Here is a 20164-nt window from a genome sequence, read left to right on the forward strand (position 1 = left end):
TTCAATGACGTCTTCCTTCGTGCCGCAAGCGCTGCGTGCCAGCCGCTTGCTCGCTTTCATCCTCCTGACGACGATGCTGCTCGCCGGCCTGCTGACGGAGCATGCCTTCGCCGTCGAACCCGTAAAGATCTCCCGCGACGACACCGCCCTCGACCTCACCGCCACCACGGAGATCTACACCGGCCGGGGCGAGGCCTTCCAGGTCTCCACCGCGCCCGGCACGGACGGCATCGTGCGCCGCATCGAGGTGCGCGCCACATCGCAGGACCACCAGGGCGACTGGGCGGTCTTCGCCCTCGCCAACGTCTCGGAGGAACAGATCGACCGCCTGATCGTCGCGCCGCACTTCCGCCTCGTGCAGTCCAAGCTCTTCTGGCCGGACCTCGGCGCAAAGCGCATCATCTCGATCACGCCGAGCGAAGGCTTCGCGCTCGACCGCCAGCCGAGCGACGAGGCGGACGTCTTCCGCATCACGCTCAATCCCGGCTCGGTCGTCACCTTCGTCGCGGAGCTCGCCACCCCCGACCTGCCGCAGATCTACCTGTGGGAGCCGGACGCCTACAAGGACACGGTCAACGCCTTCACGCTCTACCGCGGCATCGTGCTCGGCATCGCGGGCCTGCTCGCCGTCTTCCTCACCATCCTCTTCGTGGTGAAGGGCACGTCCATGCTGCCGGCGACGGCGGCGCTCGCCTGGGCGGTGCTCGGCTATATCTGCGTCGATTTCGGCTTCCTCTCCAAGCTCATCAGCATAACGGCGGGCGACGAGCGGATATGGCGCGCGGGAACGGAGGTGTTCCTTGCCGCCGGCCTCGTCGTCTTCCTCTTCACCTATCTCAACCTCAACCGCTGGCACGCGCATCTCTCCTACGCCACGCTCGCCTGGATCCTCGGCCTCGGCCTCCTCTTCGGCGTCGCGATCTACGATCCGCCGATCGCGTCGGGCATCGCCCGCCTTTCCTTCGCGCTCACCGCCTCGGTCGGCATCGTGCTCATCGCCTATCTCGGCTTCAACCGCTACGACCGCGCCATCCTGCTCGTGCCGGCCTGGGCGCTGATCCTCGTCTGGCTGTTCGGCGCCTGGCTGACGGTGACCGGCCAGCTCAACAACGACATCATCCAGCCGGCGCTCGGCGGCGGGCTCGTGCTGATCGTGCTCCTCATCGGCTTCACGGTGATGCAGCACGCCTTTGCCGGCGGCGCCTACAGCCAGGGCCTCTTCTCCGACCTCGAGCGCCAGTCGCTGGCGCTGACGGGCTCGGGCGATACCGTCTGGGACTGGGACGTGGCGCGCGACCGCGTCGTCACCATTCCGGACATCTCCATCCAGCTCGGCCTTGCCCCCGGCGTCATGCACGGCCCGGCGCGCAACTGGCTGCCGCGCCTCCACCCGGACGACCGCGACCGCTTCCGCGCGACGCTCGACGTGCTGCTCGAACACCGCAGGGGCCGGCTCAACCATCAGTTCCGCGTGCGCGCCGAGGACGGCCACTACCACTGGCTCTCCATCCGCGCGCGGCCGGTGCTCGGCGCGAACGGCGAGATCATCCGCTGCGTCGGCACGATCATCGACATCACCGAGCAGCGCAACTCCGTCGACCGCCTCCTGCAGGACGCCCTGCACGACAACCTGACGGGCCTGCCGAACCGCCAGGTCTTCCTCGACCGCCTCCAGGCGATCCTCGCGCTGACGGCAAGCTCCGAAACCGTCCGCCCGACGGTGCTGACCATCGACATCGACCGCTACAAGCAGGTCAACGACGCGCTCGGCATCGCCGCCGGCGACAATATCCTGATCGCGCTGACGCGGCGCCTGCGCCGCCTGCTGAAGCCCCAGGACACGCTGGCGCGGCTTGCCGGCGACCAGTTCGGCCTCATCCTGATGTCGGAGCGCGACCCCGCCAAGGTCGCCGATTTCGCCGACGCGGTCAGCAAGGCGATCATGGTGCCGATCAATTTCGGCGGGCGCGAGATCATCCTGACGGCCTCCATCGGCCTCGTCTCCTGGGTCGACCAGCAGGAGGACGCGGCAGGGCTGCTCAACGATGCCGAGCTTGCCATGTACCGGGCTAAGAAGGCCGGCGGCAACCGCGTCGAACCCTTCCGGCCGGCCTTCCGCACCTTCGGCGCCGACCGCCTGCAGATCGAGACGGACCTTCGCCGCGCCATCGAGCGCAAGGAGCTCTCCCTCGTCTACCAGCCGATCGTGCGCCTTTCCGATGCGGAGATCGCCGGCTTCGAGGCGCTGATGCGCTGGGACCATCCCAAGCGCGGCAACATCTCGCCGACCGAGTTCATCCCGATCGCGGAGGCCTCCGACCTCATCGGCCAGATCGGCCTCTTCGCCTTCGACAAGGCGGCGAGCGACCTCATGGACTGGCAGCTCCAGACGGGGGACCTTCCCGTCTTCGTCTCGGTCAACCTGTCGAGCGCGCAGCTCATCAACAACGAGCTCTACAACGACGTGCGCGCGGCGCTGGCCCGCACGCGCTGCGAGCCGCAGAAGATCAAGCTGGAGCTCACCGAATCCGTGGTGATGGAGAACCCGGAGCAGGCGCGCCTGATCCTCACCAAGCTGAAGGATGTCGGCCTCGGCCTTGCGCTCGACGACTTCGGCACGGGCCACTCCTCGCTCTCCTACCTCACCCGCTTCCCCTTCGACACGATCAAGATCGACAAGGCGCTGATCCGCGACGGCTCCGACAAGCGCACGGTGCTGCTGCGCTCCGTCGTCTCCATGGCGCGGGAACTGGACATGCAGGTCGTCGCCGAGGGCATCGAGTCGGAAGAGGATGCCATCGAGCTCGGCAACATGGGCTGCGAGTTCGGCCAGAGCTACCTCTTCGGCCCGCCGATCGGCTACGATTCGGTGCTGCGCCTGCTGAAGGAGCGGTTTCCGCTGATGAAGCGGGCGTGAGAGGGATCAGGCGGCGGCGAGGACGCGGAGGACCGCCTCGGGCTCCTTCGCCATGACGCGCAGGAGCGTGCGGGCAGCACCGCCCGGTTGCCGTTGCCCCTGCTCCCATTTCCGATAGCCGGAGACGCTCGTCCCCAGGAAACGCGCCATCTGTTCCTGGGTCAGGTTCAGATGCTTGCGAACAGCTTTGGGATCGATGCCGTCCGTCTCGACGGCATGGACGCGCGTGCCCTCCAGGGGCATCCCGGAGGCATGGGCAAGTGCCTCGGACATCGCCTGGGAGAGCTCGCTTCCGAATGCGGTCTTCTTCACCATCTCACTTGCTCCTTTGATGCTGCTTTATCGCCTTGCGATTGCGGCGACGGTCTTCCTTTCGGCAGGCGAAAGATCGGTCCGGACATTCTTGGCGTAGACGAGCAGCGCATAGATCGGCGCATCCTCGCTATACCAATAATAGATCACCCGCGCACCGCCGCGCTTACCCTTGCCGCCTGCCGCAAAGCGGAGCTTGCGGACGCCGCCGGCGCCGGGGATCTCGTCGCCGAGCAACGGGTAGGCGGCCAGATAGTCGATGAGCGCCATGCGCTCTTCCGGCGAGAAGATCGCTTCCGCCTGCCGGATGAACGTGGGAAGCTCGACGACCGTCTGCATGTGCCGATATAACCCAATGGGTTATATCTTTTCAAGCCCGTTCCGCCGACTCGCGCACCAGCCGGTTGATGAAATCCAGCTTCTCCACGACCGGCGGGGGCAGCACGAAGGGGTAGCTGTCGGGCTGGCCCATGGAGCGCTGGATGGCGTTCATCGCCACGCTCAGCGGAATCCAGGATTCGACTAGCCGGCCGGCGTCGGGGGCGCGGTAGGGATCGAAGGTGACTTCGGCTTCCAGTTCCTCGTGCCCCTGCGGATCGGTGTTGAGGCCGAAGGCGCGGGCGGTCTCCAGCGTGTCGACGATGTGGAAGAAGTGCGCCCAGCACTCGGCGAAGTCCTCCGCCGGGTGGCTGCTTGCATAGGTGCTGATGAAATGCAGCTGCCAGTCCGGCGGGGGGCCTTCCGCGTAGTTGCGCTGGAGGGCGCTCGCATAGTCCGCCCGCTCGTCGCCGAAGAGGCGGCGGGCCTGCGCCAGCGTCGCCTCGTTTCGGACGAGCTGCGTCCAGTAGAAATGCCCGATCTCGTGGCGGAAATGGCCGAGCAGCGAGCGGTAGGGTTCGCCCATGGAGACGCGCACGCTCTCGCGCACCTCGTCGTCGGCCTCCGCCGCGCGCAGGCTGATCAGGCCGTCCTCGTGGCCGGTCATGGCGGCATTGATCACGTTGCCGTTCGCATCCAGCTCGTCGGCGAGAAAGTCGAAGACGAGCCCGCCGGCCGGATCCTCCTCGCGCGTCGGATGCGGCAGGTTCCAGCGCAGGATCGAATAGAAAAGGTGGCGCTGCGCCGCGCCGATGCGCCGCCAGCGCTCCAGCCCCTTCGGATCGGTGGTCGGCACGATGCGGTTGTGGCGGCAGGCCTCGCAAAAGGCGTGCGGACTGTCGGCCGGCAGCAGCCAGTTGCAGACGTCGTGCATGGCATTCTCGCAGAAGCGGTAGACGCCCTCGCCCGGCGCAAGTCTCCAGAAGCCTTCGCCTTCGGGCACCAGCGCGTGCAGCGCCACGTCCTGCGGAAGGAAGCCGAGCCTGGAGCCGCAGCGCACGCAGAGGCGGTTGTCGAAATGGATGGTCTGGCCGCAGGTCCTGCAGGTGAAAAGCTTCATGACGTCCCCATCGAAGCAAGGATTGGCCTTTCGCGAAATACCCGCATCGGCCGGCGGCGATACGGGTATTCTTGCTTCACAACGGCAGGATGACGCGGTGCCTGCCACTCCCGGCGGTCAGAGGCGGTCCACCGCGCCCTTCACGGCACCCTTGGCCTTGCCGACCGCCTTCTGCGTCTTGCCTTTGGCTTCCTGGGCCGCGCCCTCGGCGCGCAGCTTCGGGCTGCCGGCGGCTTTGCCTGCCGCCTGCTTGGCCTTGCCCGCCACTTCGTTTGCCGTACCCTTGATCTTGTCGCTCGTGCTACCCACCGTCGTACTCCCTGGTTCGAAGCGCCGTCGTTGGCGCGCCCGAACAACGGCGGGCAGCGCGACAAGTTCCGGTCCGGGTGGAGAAAATTCCGGCGGTCCGCCGCTCAGGCGTGCCCGGCCTCGGCGGAGAGCATTCCGGGCGTGATGCCCATGAGCGCGAGCGCGCGGTCGTACTTGCTGTCGAGGTTCGTGTCGAAGATCAGCTCCTCCTGCGCCGGGCAGGTGAGCCAGCCGTTCGCGCCGATCTCGTGCTCGATCTGGCCCGCGCCCCAGCCGGCATAGCCGAGCATCATCATGCCGCGCTGCGGGCCGCGCCCGCGGGAGATGGCGCGCACGATGTCGAGCGTCGCCGTCAGGCAGATGTCGTCGCTGACGGGGATGCTCGATTCCGACATGTAGTCGTCCGAATGCAGCACGAAGCCGCGGCCGCTTTCGACCGGGCCGCCGCAGCGGATCGGGAAATCGAGCGTCGAGCCAGGCAGGCGGATCACCTCGTCCTCGCCGAGGAGGTCGAGGTGCAGCAGCACGTCGGAAAAGCTCAGCTGCTGCGGCCGGTTGATGACGAAACCCATGGCGCCGTCGTCGGAATGGGCGCAGATATAGACGACGGTGCGGGCGAAATTGGCATCGGCCATGCCCGGCATGGCGATCAGGAACTGACCGTCAAGGAAGCCGCGTTCTCGCCTGTTTTTCAGAACCGACATAGCCATAATGCGGATAGCCTACCAATTCATCGCCAAATGAAAAGCGTTCTTTTCGCCGGCGCAGTACGCCGGCCCTGCAGAAAACTATGGTGATCCGGCCGGCGATCAAGCTTTTATGATCGGCGCGCCGGGTTTTGTTGCTGGAAAGCGCAAACCGCCGGCGCTAGATGTTGGCGCATGAAACGCCTGCAAACCGCTGCCGTCACGCTGCTTTTCCTGAATTCCGCCGCTGCCGCCGCCAGTTCCCCGTGGGTCGAGACGCCGGGCGGCGGCGTGCGCCTGGTCGCCCTTCCCGCTGCTGCCGACGGCTCGATGCGCGCCATGCTCGACATTCGCCTCAACGACGGCTGGAAGACCTATTGGCGCGATCCCGGCGGCAGCGGCATTCCCCCTTCGCTCGCCGTTGCCGGCGCGGAGCTGGTGTCGGTCGGCTTTCCCGCGCCGAAGCGGCTGGGCGATGCCGAAAACCACTATATCGGCTATGACGGCTCCGTGCGCCTGCCCCTGAAGCTCGCCAAGGCGGCCGGCGGCGCGATCACCGCGACGGTCTTCCTCGGCGTCTGCAAGGACATCTGCATTCCCGTGCAGGCGGAGCTGACGGTGGATGCGAGCGGCGAAAGCTTCACCAATCCGCTGGAGGAAACGGCGATCGCCGAGGCCGAGGCGACGCTGCCGCGCGGGGCGGGCGACGGATTCAGGCCGCTTTCCGGCCGCTGGGCGGCGGACGGCAAGAGCGTGACGGTGCGCTTCGAGGCGCCGGCGGACGGCCCCGTGCCGGACGTCTTCCTCTCCGGCTCCTCGACCTTCGAGTTCGGCGCGGCCGGCCCCGTCCGGCGCGACGGCGCGGCCTTCGTCGCCGAGGTGCCGGTGCTGCACAGGCCGAAAGTCTTCGATCTCGGCAAGGACCCGATCCGCCTGACGGTGCGCGCCGGCGAGAGGACGATGGAAAGCCCGCTTGCCATAGAGTGAGCCTGTCCTATAGTTCCCGCCTCAGGCCCCAGGGCCCCCCCGCCTTCACGCCTACCAGACAGGAGAGACGCCGTGACCATTGCCGTTGGAGACAAGCTGCCCGACCTCACGCTGAAGGAACGCACGCCGGACGGTCCCGCCGACGTCTCGACCGGCGACCTGTTCAAGGGCCGGCGCGTCGTGCTTTTCGCCGTTCCCGGCGCCTTCACGCCGACCTGCTCGCTCAACCACCTGCCGGGCTACCTGGAGAACCGCGACGCGATCCTCGCCAAGGGCGTGGACGACATCGTCGTCGTCGCCGTCAACGACCATCACGTCATGGGCGCCTGGGCGAATGCGACCGGCGCCGCCGGCAAGCTGCGCTTCATCGCCGACTGGGACGCCGCCTTCACCAAGGCGCTCGGCCTGGACGTCGATCTTTCCGCCGGCACGCTCGGCGTGCGCTCCAAGCGCTATTCCATGCTGGTCGAGGACGGCGTGGTGAAGGCGCTGAACGTGGAGGAAAGCCCCGGTCAGGCGACGGTCTCGGCCGCCGCGGCGATGATCGAGCAGCTTTGAACAGGCAGTAGGAATTGGGCAGTAGGAATTAGGGGGGCAATCCCTACTGCCCACTGCCTACTGCCTATTGCCTAACTCCCCCGCTGCCGCTTGAACGGCGCCATGCCCAGCCGCGCCAGCTCGTCGGCGCGCTCGTTTTCCGGGTGGCCGGCGTGGCCTTTCACCCAGTGCCACTCGACCTTGTGGCGCAGCCGCGCCTCGTCCAGCGCCTGCCAGAGGTCGCCGTTCTTCACCGGCTTCCTGTCGCCGGTCTTCCAGCCGTTCTTCTTCCAGCCGAAGATCCATTTCGAGATGCCGTCCATGACGTATTTCGAATCCGTGTAGAGATCGACCTCGCAGGGCACCTTGAGGGCGCTCAGCGCCGAGACGGCGGCCGTCAGCTCCATGCGGTTGTTGGTGGTCAGCGCCTCGCCGCCGGACATTTCCTTCTCGACCTCGCCGTAACGCAGCACCGCGCCCCAGCCGCCGGGGCCGGGATTGCCCGAGCAGGCGCCGTCCGTGAAGATATCGACATGCTTCATCGGGAAAGCCCGTATTCCGCGGGATTTTCGACCTGGCGATGGAAGCGCAGCTTGCGCAGGTATTCGAGCGGGTCCTTCTTGACGACCAGCGCGCCCGGCGGCGTCGTCAGCCAGTCGTAGAGCCGCGTCAGGAAGAAGCGCAAGGCCGAGCCGCGCGCAAGCAGCGGCAGGGCGGCGGCCTCCTTATCCGAGAGCGGGCGCACGCTCCCGTAGCCGGCAAGCAGCGCCATGCCCTTGGTGAGGTTGAACGAACCGTCCTTCTCGAAGCACCAGGCGTTGAGGCAGATCGAGACGTCGTAGGCGAGAAGGTCGTTGCAGGCGAAATAGAAGTCGATGAGGCCCGACAGCTCGTCGCCGATGAAGAAGACGTTGTCGGGGAAGAGATCGGCATGGATGACGCCGGCCGGCAGGTCCTTCGGCCAGTTCGCCTCGAGGACGGCGAGCTCGCCGGCGATCTCGTCCTGAAGCCCCTTCTCCACCTCGTCGGCGCGGTCCCTCGACTTGTCCCACAGCGGCCGCCAGCCGTCGACGGAGAGCGCGTTCGCGCGGGTCAGCGCAAAGCCCTCGCCGGCAAGGTGCATCTTCGCGAGCGCGCGGCCGACCTCGCGGCAATGCCTCGCCGCGGGCTTCCTCAGCCACATGCCTTCGAGGAAGGAGATCATCGCGGCGGGGCGGCCGGAGAGCTCGCCGAGCAGCGCGCCGTCGTTCCTCGGCAGCGGCAGCGGGCAGGACAGGCCGCGCTCGGCCAGATGGTGCATCAGGCCGAGGAAGAACGGCAGGTCGTTCCGGTCGACGCGCTTCTCGTAGAGCGTCAGGATGAAGGCGCCCTTCGTGGTGTGCAGCAGGAAGTTGGAATTCTCCACGCCCTCGGCGATGCCCTTGTAGGACAGCAGCGTGCCCGCGTCGTAGGCGGTGAGGAAACGGGAGAGATCGTCTTCGGAGATATCGGTATAGACGGCCACGGCGGGTCTCAGGCTTGCATGGATCGGATCGGCGGTCGGGCGGCTAACCCCATCCCTACCCTATTCCCCATTGACGAAGGCCATGTCGGCGGGGGTGAGTTCGATGGCGCGCAGCTCGCGGTTGACGAGGAAGTGCTCGTTCTCCTCGACCGTGTCGGCAAGCTCCACGACCGCATTATAGCGTTCGCGAAACGCCTCGATGATCTCGTTGACGATGACCTCCGGCGCCGACGCGCCGGCCGAGAGGCCGACCGTGCGGATGTCGCCGATGGTCTCCCAGTCGATCTCGGCGGCGCGCTGCACGAGCACGGACTTCTTCGCGCCGGCCCTCAGCGCCACTTCGACGAGGCGCTTGGAGTTGGAGGAATTCGGCGCGCCGACGATGAGGAAGAGGTCGCAGCCGGGGGCGGCCTGCTTGACGGCCTCCTGCCGGTTGGTGGTGGCGTAGCAGATCGAATCGGCCGCCGGCGCGGTGAGGTTCGGAAAGCGCTCGTGCAGGCGCTTGATGACGCCGGCCGTGTCGTCCACCGAAAGCGTCGTCTGGGTGACGAAGCCGAGGTTGTCCGGGTCCGGCGGCACGTATCTGTCGGCATCCTCGACCGTCTCGATGAGCGAGACGGAGCCCTCCGGCAGCTGGCCCATGGTGCCGATCACCTCCGGGTGGCCGGCATGGCCGATCAGCACGACATGGCGGCCGAGGCGCTGGTGGCGCATCGCCTGCTTGTGGACCTTGGAGACGAGCGGGCATGTCGCGTCGAGATAGAAGAGGTTGCGCGCCTGCGCATCCTCCGGCACCGACTTCGGCACGCCGTGCGCGGAGAACACGACCGGCTGCTGGCGGTGCTCCTCGGGGATCTCGTCGAGCTCCTCGACGAAGATCGCACCCTTGGCTTCCAGGCCCTCCACCACATAGCGGTTGTGCACGATCTCATGGCGGACATAGACCGGGGCGCCATAGGCCTTCAGCGCCAGCACGACGATCTGGATGGCGCGGTCGACGCCGGCACAGAAGCCGCGCGGGCCGCACAGCCTGATGGTCAAGTCCGGTCGGTTCTCAGTCATGCGCATCGATTATCCGGCAATGAGGACGGCAACAAGGGCGACGGCCGCGGGAAGCGCCTGGATGGCGAAAATCTTCCGCGAGGCCGTCGCGCCCCCATATAGGCCGGCGACCGCGACCGCGCCAAGAAAAAACAATTTGACCTGGAAGGCGAAAGCCCGCTCGGGATGCACGAGCGACCAGAAGAGGCCGGCGGCGAGGAAGCCGTTGTAGAGCCCCTGGTTGGCGGCGAGTACCTTCGTCGCCTCGGCCTCGGCGGGCTTCATGCCGAAGGCCCTGAGGCCCCTCGGGGTGGTCCAGAGAAACATTTCGAGGATGAGGATATAGACATGTTCGAGCGCGATGAGCGCGACGAGTATGGTGGCGAGCGCCTGCATGGTCCTGTCCCCTGTTGCCCTCGCCTTTCCTACGGCATTTCAGGGTGCCGGGCGACCGTCTTTTCGCCGGAAGAGCGCGTAGAGGGCGACGCCGGTGAGCGCGAGCGCGAGGCCGTACCAGGTGACGGCATATTGCAGGTGGTTGTTCGGCAGGTCGAACTGGGTGACGCCGCCGATCGGCAGGCCCTTCGGGTTGGGCGCATCGCCCGCATCGACGAAGAAGGGCACCAGCCTGTCCGCCGGGATGCCGGTGCTCGAGGCCATCGTGTTGAGGTCCTTCCAGTAGAAGATGTTCCTGGAGGGGTCGTTGTCCGGAACGATGGCGGAAGGTTTCTCGGCAAGGCGGGCGCGGGCAAGGCCGGTCACGGCCTGCTCGCCGGTGAGCTGGCCCTGCTTGCGCATCTCCGGCTCCTTCGCCTCGAAGGGCACGAAGCCGCGGTTGACGAAGAGGAAGCGGCCGTCGGCAAGCTCGAGCGGCGTGTAGACGTGGTAGCCGGTCCGGCCGTGCCAGGTGGCGAAGAAGTGGCGTTCCCTGTCGTTGGCGAAGGTGCCCGTCACCGTGACCGGGCGGTACTCGATGTCCTCGCCGCGCGCCGCCATCGCCTCGATCCCGGCGAGCGGCACCGGGGCGGCCGCGCGCCGCTCGGCCATGTCGGCGAGCAGCTGCTCCTTCCAGTGGAGGCGCTGCACCTGCCAGGTGCCGAGCGACACGAGGACGGCGAGCGCCGCGAAGAAGGCGATTGCCGTCAGGACCAGCTTGCCCCTGCCCGTGCGCGCCGGGCGGCCTGCGGAAAGCTCAGCCACGGTCGATCTCGCCCGGCCGGGCGTTGTTGCGGTATTGCAGGGTGATCAGCAGGCCCTTGAGCACGCGGGTCAGCCCGAGGCCGAGGACGATCGCCAGCGGTATCCACAGGATGAAATGCACCCAGAGCGAGGGGTTGTAGTTCACCTCCATCCACAGCGCCGCGCCGACCACGATGAAGCCGACGATCAGCAGCACGAAGACCACCGGGCCGTCGCCCGAATCGGCGAAGGAATAGTCGAGCCCGCAGTTGGAGCAGGCGGGCCTCACCTTCAGCAGGCCGTCGAACAGCCTGCCCTGGCCGCAGCGCGGGCAGCAGCCGCGCGCGCCGGCGCTGAAGGGGTCGACGGGCGGATAGAGGGCCTTGTCTTCGTCCATGGTTCCGATCCGATATATGGCGCCGCGACGGATTGGCCGCGGACGATTGGTTTCAGGCCGGATGCTGTCCCCTCACCTGCCTGCCGGCATCCTCTCCCCGCAAGCGGGGCGAGGAAGGATGGGCGCACCGTCTTCCTCCTTCTCCCCGCGGCCGGGGAGAAGGTCCCGGCAGGGGGATGGGGGCGCGCAAAGGAAGACCGATCCTCGACCTCCATATACCGCCCTGCCCGCCATGCGTCCAACCCGAAAGGCCGCGACAAAGCACCCCAAAGGAAACGGCCGCATCGCTGCGGCCGTCGGTCACTCCTGCGATCGCACCCTCAGTGGGCGATCGGCGCGCCCCAGCCGCCCCAGATGTAGATGGAGAAGAACAGGAACAGCCAGACGACGTCGACGAAGTGCCAGTACCAGGCAGCGGCCTCGAAGCCGAAGTGCTGCTTGGGGGTGAAGTCGCCCCGCATGGCGCGGATGAGGCAGACGATCAGGAAGATCGTGCCGACCAGGACGTGGAAGCCGTGGAAGCCGGTCGCCATGAAGAAGGTCGCGCCGTAGATCGAGTCCTTGAAGGCGAAGGGGGCGTGGGCGTATTCGTAGGCCTGCACGAAGGAGAACAGGACGCCGAGGGCGACCGTCAGCGCAAGGCCGTTGACGAGGCCCTTGCGGTCGTTGTGCAGGAGGGCGTGGTGCGCCCAGGTCACGCAGGTGCCGGACAGCAGCAGGATGACCGTGTTGTAGAGCGGCAGGTGCCAGGGATCGAGAACCTCGATGCCCTTCGGCGGCCAGACGCCGCCGGTATGCTCGACGCGGGCGGCCTGGATGGCCTCGCCGGGGAAGAGGCTGGCGTCGAAGAAGGCCCAGAACCAGGCGACGAAGAACATCACCTCGGAGGCGATGAACATGATCATGCCGTAGCGCAGGTGCAGCGAGACGACGCGGGTGTGGTGGCCCTCATGGGCTTCCTTCACCGTGTCCGACCACCAGCCGTACATGGTGTAGAGCGTGATCAGCAGGCCGATGTAGAAGATCCACGGATTGGCGAGGTTCAGGCCGAAGAGGTTGAACGCGCCGCCGGAGAGGTAGCGCATGTAGCCGATGCCGCCGAACGCCATGACGAAGGCGCCGATGGAGGCGAGCAGCGGCCACGGGCTGGGGTCGATGATGTGGTAGTCGTGTTTCTTCTCATGCGCATCGGCCATGTGACTTATCCCCGAATGTATCGCGTTCCGTTCCCGGCTTAGCCGGAAACGCATGCATTTCAAAGCTTGTTCGCGTCGTCCGCCTTCCCCTCCGCAGCCGAAGCCACCGGCTTCGACGCCTCGTGCGGATAGAAGGTGTAGGACAGCGTGATCGTGTGGATGCCCTTCGTCTCGACCGGCTCGACGATCGCCGGGTCGACGAAGAAGACGACGGGCATCTCCAGTTCCTCGCCCGGCTTCAGCGTCGTCTCGGTGAAGCAGAAGCACTGGACCTTGTTGAAATAGGCGCCGGCCGCCTGCGGCGTGACGTTGAACGTCGCCTGGCCGGTCGCCGGCGTGGACCCCATGTTGCGGGCCTTGTACATGACCTGCACGGTCTCGCCGATCCGAAGCTCCACCTCGCGCTGCACCGGCGTGAAGGTCCAGGGCAGGCCCGGGCCGGTATTGGCGTCGAAGCGCACCTTGATCTTGCGGTCGAGGATGACGTCGGAGGCCTGCTCGACGCGCTGCGTCGTGCCGCCGTAGCCCGTCACCTTGCAGAACATCTCGTAGAGCGGCACGGCGGCATAGGCCATGCCGACCATGCCGACGACGAAGGAACAGCAGATGGCGACGATGGCGCCGTTGCCCAATCCGCTCTTTTCGGGGCCGGTCTTCTGCGTCTCGCTCATCGTCAGCCCGCCATTCCGCCGGAGAATTTCACCAGCGTGATGATGTAGAACAGCACGACCAAAGCCAGCAGCACGAGGCCGAGCGCGATGTTGCGGCCGCGGCGCGACTTCTTCTGGCTTTCCGTGAGGTTTACCGTTTCCATTACAGCCCCCATCCGAACGATGCGACCAGGTGGTCGAGCATGAGGCCGGAGAAGACCGCGAACAGGTAGACGATGGAGAAGGCGAAGAGCTTCTTGGCCGGCACCATCGCGCGGTCGCCTTCCGGCATGCGCAACACGCCGACAGAATACCACACGAAGCCGAGGCCGAGAGCTGCGGCAAAGAGACCGTAACCCATGCTTGCAAAGCCGAGGACGGCCGGCACGACGGCGATGACGGCGGTCAGCACCGCATAGACGAGGATCTGCACCTTCGTCGTCCGCTCGCCGGCGACGTTCGGCAGCATCGGCACGCCGACGGCGTCGTAGTCGCGCATCTTGAAGAGCGCGAGCGCCCAGAAGTGCGCCGGGGTCCACAGGAAGGTGATGAGGAAGAGGACGACGCTCTCGACGGAGACGCCGCCGGTGACGCAGGCCCAGCCGATCATCGGCGGGAAGGCCCCGGCCGCGCCGCCGATGACGATGTTCTGCGGCGTCGAGCGCTTCAGCCACATCGTGTAGACGACGGCGTAGAAGAAGATGGTGAAGGCGAGCAGGCCCGCCGAGAACCAGTTGACCGCAAGGCCGAGGATCGCCACCGAGAAGGCCGAGAGCGTCAGGCCGAAGGCGAGCGCCTCCTCCGGGCGGATGCGGCCGGAGGGGACGGGACGCTTCGCCGTGCGGGACATGACCGCATCGATATCAGCGTCGTACCACATGTTGAGCGCCCCGGATGCGCCGGCGCCCACGGCGATACAGAGGATCGCTATGGCGCCGATCAGCGGGTTGATCGTGCCGGGGGCCATGACGAGGCCGGCAAAGGCCGTGAAGACGACGAGCGACATGACGCGCGGCTTCAGGAGCTCGAAGAAATCACGCGGCGACGCTTCGGAGAGATAGACCTCGCCGCCGCCCGGAACCGTTTCGTGATGCTCGATGACCGCCATGTTGCTTCCGTTTCTGTTGCCCGAGAAAGACAGGCCTTATGCCCTCCCTCTCCGTCATCCTCGGGCTTGACCCGAGGATCCACTTCCACGGCACGCCGGAGGAAGTGGCTTGGATCCTCGGGTCAAGCCCGAGGATGACGGAGGGTGGGGTGTGGGCTGCTGCCCAACGAGCCGCCGCTCTCCGCCGGTATTCTGCCAGTATTGAAGCCGCCGTTGCCGGCGGCCCCGATCTTGCGAAGACCTACTTGATCTTCGGAAGCTGTTCCCACTGGTGGAACGGCGGCGGCGAGGAGAGCTGCCATTCCAGCGTGTTGGCGCCCTCGCCCCACGGGTTGTCGCCGGCGACGCGCTTCTTGGCGAAGGCCTCGAAGACGCCGTAGAGGAAGATCAGCACGCCCACGGCCGAGATGTAGGAGCCGTAGGAGGAGACCGCGTTCCAGCCGGCGAAGGCGTCCGGATAGTCGATGTAGCGGCGCGGCATGCCGGCAAGGCCGAGGAAGTGCTGCGGGAAGAAGACCAGGTTCACGCCGACGAACATGACCCAGAAGTGCAGCTTGCCGATGAACTCGGAGTACATGTATCCGGTCATCTTCGGGAACCAGTAGTACCAGGCCGCGAAGATGGCAAAGACGGCGCCGAGCGACAGCACGTAATGGAAGTGGGCCACCACGTAGTAGGTGTCATGCAGGGCGCGGTCGAGGCCGGCATTGGCGAGCTGGACGCCCGTGACGCCGCCGACGGTGAAGAGGAAGATGAAGCCGATCGCCCAGACCATCGGCGTCGTGAAGCGGATCGAGCCGCCCCACATCGTCGCGATCCAGGAGAAGATCTTCACGCCCGTCGGGACCGCGATGACCATCGTGGCGAAGACGAAGTAGCGCTGCGTGTCGAGCGACATGCCGACCGTGTACATGTGGTGCGCCCACACGATGAAGCCGACGGCGCCGATCGCCACCATGGCGTAGGCCATGCCGAGATAGCCGAAGATCGGCTTGCGGGCGAAGGTGGAGACGATGTGGCTGATGATGCCGAAGCCGGGCAGGATCAGGATGTAGACTTCCGGGTGGCCGAAGAACCAGAACAGGTGCTGGAAGAGGATCGGGTCACCGCCGTTTTCCGGCGCGAAGAAGGCCGTGCCGAAGTTGCGGTCGGTGAGCAGCATGGTGATGCCGCCCGCCAGAACCGGCAGCGAGAGCAGCAGCAGGAAGGCGGTGATCAGCACCGACCAAGCGAAGAGCGGCATCTTGTGCAGCGTCATGCCCGGGGCGCGCATGTTGAGGATGGTGGTGATGAAGTTGATCGCGCCGAGGATCGAGGAGGCGCCGGCGATGTGCAGGCCGAGGATCACGAAGTCCATGGCGGGACCCGGCTGCCCCGATGTCGAGAACGGCGGATAGACCGTCCAGCCCCCGCCCGCGCCGTAGGCGCCGGCCGGCCCTTCGACGAACATCGAGAGGAGCACGAGCACGAAGGCCGGGATGATCAGCCAGAACGAGATGTTGTTCATGCGCGGGAAGGCCATGTCCGGCGCGCCGATCATGATCGGCACCATCCAGTTGGCAAAGCCCCCGATGAGGGCCGGCATCACCATGAAGAAGATCATGATGAGCGCGTGCGCCGTCGTGAAGACGTTGAACATGTGCTTGCCGCCGTCGATGGCGGCGTCGCCCTCGAAGCCGTAGACCATCTGCGCCAGGCCGTGGAAGATCTGGATGCCCGGCTCCTGCAGCTCCATGCGCATGAAGACGGAGAGCGTGCCGCCGATGATGCCGGCGACGATGGCGAAGATCAGGTAGAGGGTGCCGATGTCCTTGTGGTTGGTCGACAGGAACCAACGCTGGAAGAAGGTGAGCGGCTTGTGTTCGTGGTGATCGTGGTGATCGCCGTGGGCAGCGGATGTTCCGGCCATGGTCTCAACTCCCTAGGTATTACTGCGCGGCGTTCTGGGCGACGTCTACGGACTTTTCCGCACCGCCGGCAGACGCCATCAGGGCCTTGTTTGCCTCGCCGACATTGGTCGCGGCGGCAGCAAGCCAGGTATCGAACTTTTCCTGCGAGACGACGCGGATGGCGATCGGCATGTACGCGTGGTCCTTGCCGCAGAGCTCGGAACACTGGCCGTAGAACAGGCCCTCGCGGTCGGCCTTGAACCAGGTCTCGTTGAGGCGGCCCGGAACGGCGTCGATCTTCACGCCGAAGGAGGGCATGGCGAAGGCATGGATCACGTCGCCGGCCGTGACGAGGAGACGGACATGCTTGCCGACCGGAACGACGACCTCGTTGTCGACGGCCAGGAGCCGGGGATAGGCGGATCTGTCTTCCTTGCCGGCGGCCGCGCGGTCCGCGTCCTGCAGGAGGATGCTGTCGAAGGAGACCGGGTTCTCGCCGACCTGGTATTCATAGCCCCAGTACCACTGGAAACCGGTCGCCTTGATGGTCAGCTCCGGCTCCTCGGTCGGCGCGAGCTGCTTGGTGAGGAGCTGGAAGGAGGGGATCGCCAGGAAGAGGAGGATGATGACCGGGCCGAGCGTCCAGACGACCTCGATGGCCGTGTTGTGGCTGGTCTTGGAAGGAACCGGGTTTGCGCTTTCGCGGAACTTCACGACGACGACGATGAGCAGGGCGAGGACGAACAGGGTGATCGGGACGATGAACCACAGTGTGTACTGCTCGAACCAGCGGATCTCTTCCATGATCGAGGTGGCGGCGGGCTGGAGGCCCTTCTGCCAGTCGAGCGGCTGATCGGCGAATGCGGTCGAAGCAAAGAGCAGACAGCCTAGAGCGGCCAGACCTGCAAAAGCTTTGTTTTTCACAACGTATCTCCCCAAGGCGTTTGATCGGGATCAAACAGATGCGCAGAATCCCTGCTATGCTGAGTGCTTAAAACCACAGTTTCATGCTCGCCGCAACCGCCATGGGGGACGCCCCATGCGGCATTTTTGCGCAAAAGCAAAAGCATGGCGCCACTCCCCACAGTTTCTTCATAATAGCCTATAGCATGAAAGGTTTGGCCGCAGCGACCCCGCGCCACGGCCCCTCGCCCGTCCGCTCCGCCATGCCGGCCGGCACCTTATATACTGTGCCACCGCAATGCCCGCGGCCCTGTCCAATTTCCGCCTTCAAACAATCGGAAATGAGCGCGCGGGGCTTTTCATTTCGCCGCCGCCTATTCAAAGATACCGCGACTGATTCGAGATTCCGAGGTTTTCATGGGTTCTGCTTCCCTTTCCCGGCTGTCCCGGGCGGCAATTGCTCTTGCCGTTCTGGGGTTCGGCGCCACGACGCTGCCATCCGCCTCAGTGGCCCAGCAGCCCGGCACGGTGAAATCGAACCACGGCGCCTGGTCCATCGTCTGCGACCAGCCCGCCGGCGCCTCCAGCGAGCAATGCGCGCTGATGCAGAACGTGCTGGCCGAGGACCGGCCGGAGCTGGGCCTGTCCGTGGTGGTGCTGAAGACCGCCGACCGCAAGGCCAAGATCCTGCGCGTGCTCGCCCCGCTCGGCGTGCTTTTGCCGAACGGCCTCGGCCTCAACGTGGACGGCAAGGACATCGGCCGCGCCTATTTCGTGCGCTGCTTCTCCGACGGCTGCTATGCGGAAGTCGTGCTGGAGGACGAGCTCCTGAAGACCTTCCGCTCCGGCGCGACGGCCACCTTCATCGTCTTCCAGTCGCCGGAAGAGGGCATCGGCATCCCCGTCGACCTGAAAGGCTTCGGCGAGGGCTACGACGCGCTGCCGTGAGCAACTCCGCTTTTTCCCGGATCATGAAAGCCTCTAGGCACGCTCGGCAAATCCAAGGAAGACGGCAAGGCTGCGGGTGACGGAGGCCATCGTCTCGGCGTCGAGCCGGCCGATCGCGGCCCCGATCCTGTCGCGACGGATCGTCATGATCTTGTCGACCATGACCTGGGACGGTCTCTGCAGACCGTTTGCGACCTCCGGTTCCACCGGAATGCGCAGCAACGGCGCATCCTGAAGCGTACTGGAAATGAGCAGGACGGTTACCGTGGCGGCCTGCGAGAACAGGTCCGACTGGATAATGAGCGCTGGGCGCGGCTTGCCGAAATCGCCCGGCACGGCAACCGTGACGAGGTCGCCGCGCTTCACGGATCGGAGCCGGCGAGATCGAGGAAGGCCGCATCCAGGAAGCCGTTCAGCTCCCGGTCACCGGCCTCCGCCGCCCCAAGCCTTTTCGATTGCCTCGCACATTCCTCCGCAAAGGCGCTGCCCCGCGTGTCGGGCAGCCACAGCTGCACGGGGCGAAGCCCGGCGGCGCGCAGGGCATCCCGTCGCTTCCTTACCCTGTCGTTGACAGCCTTTGCCATCGTTCCATCCTTCGGGTGATCGTTACATGTAACCTAAGCGCCCAAGCGGCAACCGTCAAGTTTTGCACCTGCCGAGGAAGTCGAAACTTGCCGTCCCTTCCCACCGTCTCTACATGGAGGACACCCCACACGCAGCAACGCGGAGCCTGCCATGAACACCGACCTCCTCTCCCTCTTCGATGCCGACGAGGCCTCCGTCCAGGCGGTGCTTCGGGAGGCGCTGAGGGGGGCGGACGACGGCGAGCTCTTCCTCGAACATGCGCAGGCCGAGTCGCTTTCCTTCGACAACGGCCGCCTCAAGGGCGGCAGCTTCAACACCGACCAGGGTTTTGGCCTGCGCGCGGTGGCGGGCGAGGCGGTCGGCTATGCGCATTCCGGCGAGATGACGCTTTCGGCGCTGAAGCGGGCGGCGGATGCGGCAGGCGCCGTCACGCGCGGCTATTCCGGCGAATACTCCGATGCGCCGCAGGGCACCAACCGGCGACTTTACACGGAAGACAACCCGATCGGCGCGCCGACCTTCGAGGAGAAGGTGGCGCTGCTGACCGGCATCGACGCCTACCTGCGCGGCAAGGACCCGAAGGTTCGGCAGGTGACGGCCTCCATCGCCGCGAGCTGGCAGGTCGTCAACATCCTGCGCGCCGACGGCCACCGCGTCACCGACGTGCGCCCCATGACCCGCGTCAGCATCTCCGTCGTCGTCGGCGAAGGCGACCGGCAGGAGACGGGCAGCTACGGCATCGGCGGGCGCACGACCTTCGATGCCTTCCTCGATGAGCAGAGCTGGCGCGCGGGCGCCGACGAGGCGCTGCGCCAGGCGCTCGTCAACCTGGAGGCCGTGGAGGCGCCGGCGGGCACGATGGACGTGGTGCTCTCCTCCGGCTGGCCGGGCGTCATGCTGCACGAGGCGGTCGGCCACGGCCTCGAAGGCGACTTCAACCGCAAGAAGACCTCGGCCTTCGCGGGCCTGATGGGCGAGCAGGTGGCGGCCAGGGGCGTCACCGTCGTCGACGACGGCACGATCGACAACCGCCGCGGCTCCATCACCGTCGACGACGAGGGCACGCCGTCCGCCTACAACGTGCTGATCGAGGACGGCAGGCTCGTCGGCTACATGCAGGACCGGCAGAACGCGCGCCTCATGGGCATGAAGGCGACCGGCAACGGCCGCCGGCAGGGCTATGCCCACCGCCCCATGCCGCGCATGACCAACACCTACATGCTCTCCGGCGACAAAACGCCGGAGGAGATCATCGCCTCGGTGAAGAACGGCATCTACGCAGTCTCCTTCGGCGGCGGGCAGGTGGACATCACCTCGGGCAAGTTCGTCTTCGGCTGCACGGAGGCCTATCTCATCGAGGACGGCAAGGTGACGGCGCCCGTCAAGGGCGCCATGCTGATCGGCAACGGGCCGGACGCCATGCGCCGCGTCTCGATGATCGGCAACGACACCAAGCTCGACACCGGCATCGGCAATTGCGGCAAGGCCGGCCAGTGGGTGCCGGTCGGCGTCGGCCAGCCACACCTTCGCATGGACCAGATCACCGTCGGCGGCACGAAGGCTTAAGCGTCCGCGGCA

General features: G+C 66.2%; 24 protein-coding genes. 5 read left to right on the plus strand and 19 right to left on the minus strand.

The window, feature by feature from the left end; translation table 11 throughout:
- Nucleotides 1-73: 73 nt before the first annotated feature.
- Nucleotides 74-2917, plus strand: coding sequence for an EAL domain-containing protein (locus ACIIOY_RS02955; protein ID WP_411033347.1), 2844 nt, complete (start codon nucleotides 74-76; stop codon nucleotides 2915-2917).
- A gap of 6 nt (nucleotides 2918-2923) precedes the next feature.
- Here the strand turns inward: ACIIOY_RS02955 and ACIIOY_RS02960 are convergent, their stop codons facing one another.
- The 5 genes from ACIIOY_RS02960 to ACIIOY_RS02980 form a co-directional block, all read right to left on the minus strand.
- Nucleotides 2924-3232: a helix-turn-helix domain-containing protein gene (locus ACIIOY_RS02960; protein WP_411033131.1), complete on the minus strand. Its 309-nt coding sequence runs from the start codon at nucleotides 3230-3232 to the stop codon at nucleotides 2924-2926.
- Between the two features lie 24 nt (nucleotides 3233-3256).
- A complete protein-coding gene (locus ACIIOY_RS02965; protein ID WP_411033132.1) occupies nucleotides 3257-3568 on the minus strand; it encodes a type II toxin-antitoxin system RelE/ParE family toxin in 312 nt (103 codons plus the stop codon).
- Between the two features lie 31 nt (nucleotides 3569-3599).
- Complete coding sequence (locus tag ACIIOY_RS02970) at nucleotides 3600-4667, minus strand: zinc-binding metallopeptidase family protein (protein WP_411033133.1); 1068 nt, start codon at nucleotides 4665-4667, stop codon at nucleotides 3600-3602.
- A 117-nt stretch (nucleotides 4668-4784) separates the two neighbouring features.
- Entirely contained in the window at nucleotides 4785-4976 is a 192-nt protein-coding gene (locus ACIIOY_RS02975; RefSeq protein WP_411033134.1) for a CsbD family protein, read from the minus strand.
- Between the two features lie 104 nt (nucleotides 4977-5080).
- Nucleotides 5081-5686, minus strand: coding sequence for a YqgE/AlgH family protein (locus tag ACIIOY_RS02980; RefSeq protein WP_411033135.1), 606 nt, complete (start codon nucleotides 5684-5686; stop codon nucleotides 5081-5083).
- Nucleotides 5687-5857: 171 nt separating this feature from the next.
- On the opposite strand from ACIIOY_RS02980, the gene ACIIOY_RS02985 reads away from it, so the two are divergent.
- Both ACIIOY_RS02985 and ACIIOY_RS02990 read left to right on the plus strand, forming a co-directional pair.
- On the plus strand, nucleotides 5858-6649 hold the full coding sequence (locus tag ACIIOY_RS02985; protein ID WP_411033136.1) for a protein-disulfide reductase DsbD domain-containing protein: 792 nt from the start codon (nucleotides 5858-5860) through the stop codon (nucleotides 6647-6649).
- A 72-nt stretch (nucleotides 6650-6721) separates the two neighbouring features.
- Nucleotides 6722-7207, plus strand: coding sequence for a peroxiredoxin (locus ACIIOY_RS02990; RefSeq protein ID WP_411033137.1), 486 nt, complete (start codon nucleotides 6722-6724; stop codon nucleotides 7205-7207).
- Nucleotides 7208-7278: 71 nt separating this feature from the next.
- On the opposite strand, the gene rnhA is transcribed toward ACIIOY_RS02990, so the two are convergent.
- The 12 genes from rnhA to coxB all read right to left on the minus strand — a co-directional run bounded on the left by rnhA (nucleotide 7279) and on the right by coxB (nucleotide 17074).
- Nucleotides 7279-7728, minus strand: a complete 450-nt coding sequence (rnhA, locus tag ACIIOY_RS02995) for a ribonuclease HI (RefSeq protein WP_411033138.1) — start codon at nucleotides 7726-7728, stop codon at nucleotides 7279-7281.
- Nucleotides 7725-8690 carry a homoserine kinase gene (locus ACIIOY_RS03000; protein ID WP_411033139.1) on the minus strand — a complete coding sequence of 322 codons (966 nt, stop codon included), beginning with the start codon at nucleotides 8688-8690 and terminating at the stop codon, nucleotides 7725-7727. Before ACIIOY_RS03000 ends, rnhA begins: the two co-directional genes overlap by 4 nt.
- A gap of 60 nt (nucleotides 8691-8750) precedes the next feature.
- A complete protein-coding gene (gene ispH, locus ACIIOY_RS03005; protein WP_411033140.1) occupies nucleotides 8751-9752 on the minus strand; it encodes a 4-hydroxy-3-methylbut-2-enyl diphosphate reductase in 1002 nt (333 codons plus the stop codon).
- A 9-nt stretch (nucleotides 9753-9761) separates the two neighbouring features.
- Nucleotides 9762-10127 carry a DUF1304 domain-containing protein gene (locus ACIIOY_RS03010; RefSeq protein WP_411033141.1) on the minus strand — a complete coding sequence of 122 codons (366 nt, stop codon included), beginning with the start codon at nucleotides 10125-10127 and terminating at the stop codon, nucleotides 9762-9764.
- A 39-nt stretch (nucleotides 10128-10166) separates the two neighbouring features.
- Nucleotides 10167-10931, minus strand: coding sequence for an SURF1 family protein (locus ACIIOY_RS03015; RefSeq protein WP_411033142.1), 765 nt, complete (start codon nucleotides 10929-10931; stop codon nucleotides 10167-10169).
- A complete protein-coding gene (locus ACIIOY_RS03020) occupies nucleotides 10924-11307 on the minus strand; it encodes a DUF983 domain-containing protein (protein ID WP_411033143.1) in 384 nt (127 codons plus the stop codon). The genes ACIIOY_RS03015 and ACIIOY_RS03020 overlap by 8 nt, the downstream gene beginning before the upstream one ends.
- Before the next feature lie 320 nt (nucleotides 11308-11627).
- Nucleotides 11628-12503, minus strand: a complete 876-nt coding sequence (locus ACIIOY_RS03025; protein ID WP_411033144.1) for a cytochrome c oxidase subunit 3 — start codon at nucleotides 12501-12503, stop codon at nucleotides 11628-11630.
- Between the two features lie 59 nt (nucleotides 12504-12562).
- The gene (locus ACIIOY_RS03030) at nucleotides 12563-13174 is read right to left on the minus strand and encodes a cytochrome c oxidase assembly protein (protein WP_411033145.1); all 612 of its coding nucleotides are present in this window, start codon (nucleotides 13172-13174) and stop codon (nucleotides 12563-12565) included.
- A gap of 2 nt (nucleotides 13175-13176) precedes the next feature.
- A complete protein-coding gene (locus ACIIOY_RS03035) occupies nucleotides 13177-13317 on the minus strand; it encodes a cytochrome c oxidase system small membrane protein (protein WP_411033146.1) in 141 nt (46 codons plus the stop codon).
- On the minus strand, nucleotides 13317-14261 hold the full coding sequence (locus ACIIOY_RS03040) for a heme o synthase (RefSeq protein ID WP_411033147.1): 945 nt from the start codon (nucleotides 14259-14261) through the stop codon (nucleotides 13317-13319). The genes ACIIOY_RS03035 and ACIIOY_RS03040 overlap by 1 nt, the downstream gene beginning before the upstream one ends.
- 241 nt (nucleotides 14262-14502) lie before the next feature.
- Nucleotides 14503-16170: a cytochrome c oxidase subunit I gene (gene ctaD / locus ACIIOY_RS03045; RefSeq protein ID WP_411033148.1), complete on the minus strand. Its 1668-nt coding sequence runs from the start codon at nucleotides 16168-16170 to the stop codon at nucleotides 14503-14505.
- Nucleotides 16171-16189: 19 nt separating this feature from the next.
- Complete coding sequence (gene coxB / locus ACIIOY_RS03050; RefSeq protein ID WP_411033149.1) at nucleotides 16190-17074, minus strand: cytochrome c oxidase subunit II; 885 nt, start codon at nucleotides 17072-17074, stop codon at nucleotides 16190-16192.
- Between the two features lie 396 nt (nucleotides 17075-17470).
- Here coxB and ACIIOY_RS03055 point away from each other — a divergent pair, with 396 nt between their 5' ends.
- Nucleotides 17471-18001, plus strand: coding sequence for an invasion associated locus B family protein (locus tag ACIIOY_RS03055; protein ID WP_411033150.1), 531 nt, complete (start codon nucleotides 17471-17473; stop codon nucleotides 17999-18001).
- Between the two features lie 33 nt (nucleotides 18002-18034).
- Here the strand turns inward: ACIIOY_RS03055 and ACIIOY_RS03060 are convergent, their stop codons facing one another.
- Nucleotides 18035-18367, minus strand: coding sequence for a type II toxin-antitoxin system PemK/MazF family toxin (locus tag ACIIOY_RS03060; RefSeq protein WP_411033151.1), 333 nt, complete (start codon nucleotides 18365-18367; stop codon nucleotides 18035-18037).
- Entirely contained in the window at nucleotides 18364-18585 is a 222-nt protein-coding gene (locus ACIIOY_RS03065; RefSeq protein ID WP_411033152.1) for an antitoxin MazE family protein, read from the minus strand. The genes ACIIOY_RS03060 and ACIIOY_RS03065 overlap by 4 nt, the downstream gene beginning before the upstream one ends.
- Nucleotides 18586-18736: 151 nt before the next feature.
- Here ACIIOY_RS03065 and tldD point away from each other — a divergent pair, with 151 nt between their 5' ends.
- On the plus strand, nucleotides 18737-20152 hold the full coding sequence (gene tldD / locus ACIIOY_RS03070) for a metalloprotease TldD (RefSeq protein WP_411033153.1): 1416 nt from the start codon (nucleotides 18737-18739) through the stop codon (nucleotides 20150-20152).
- The last annotated feature ends 12 nt before the right edge of the window (nucleotides 20153-20164 follow it).

Origin of the sequence: Shinella agrisoli (genome assembly GCF_046557955.1) — a bacterium.
Lineage (GTDB): Bacteria > Pseudomonadota > Alphaproteobacteria > Rhizobiales > Rhizobiaceae > Shinella.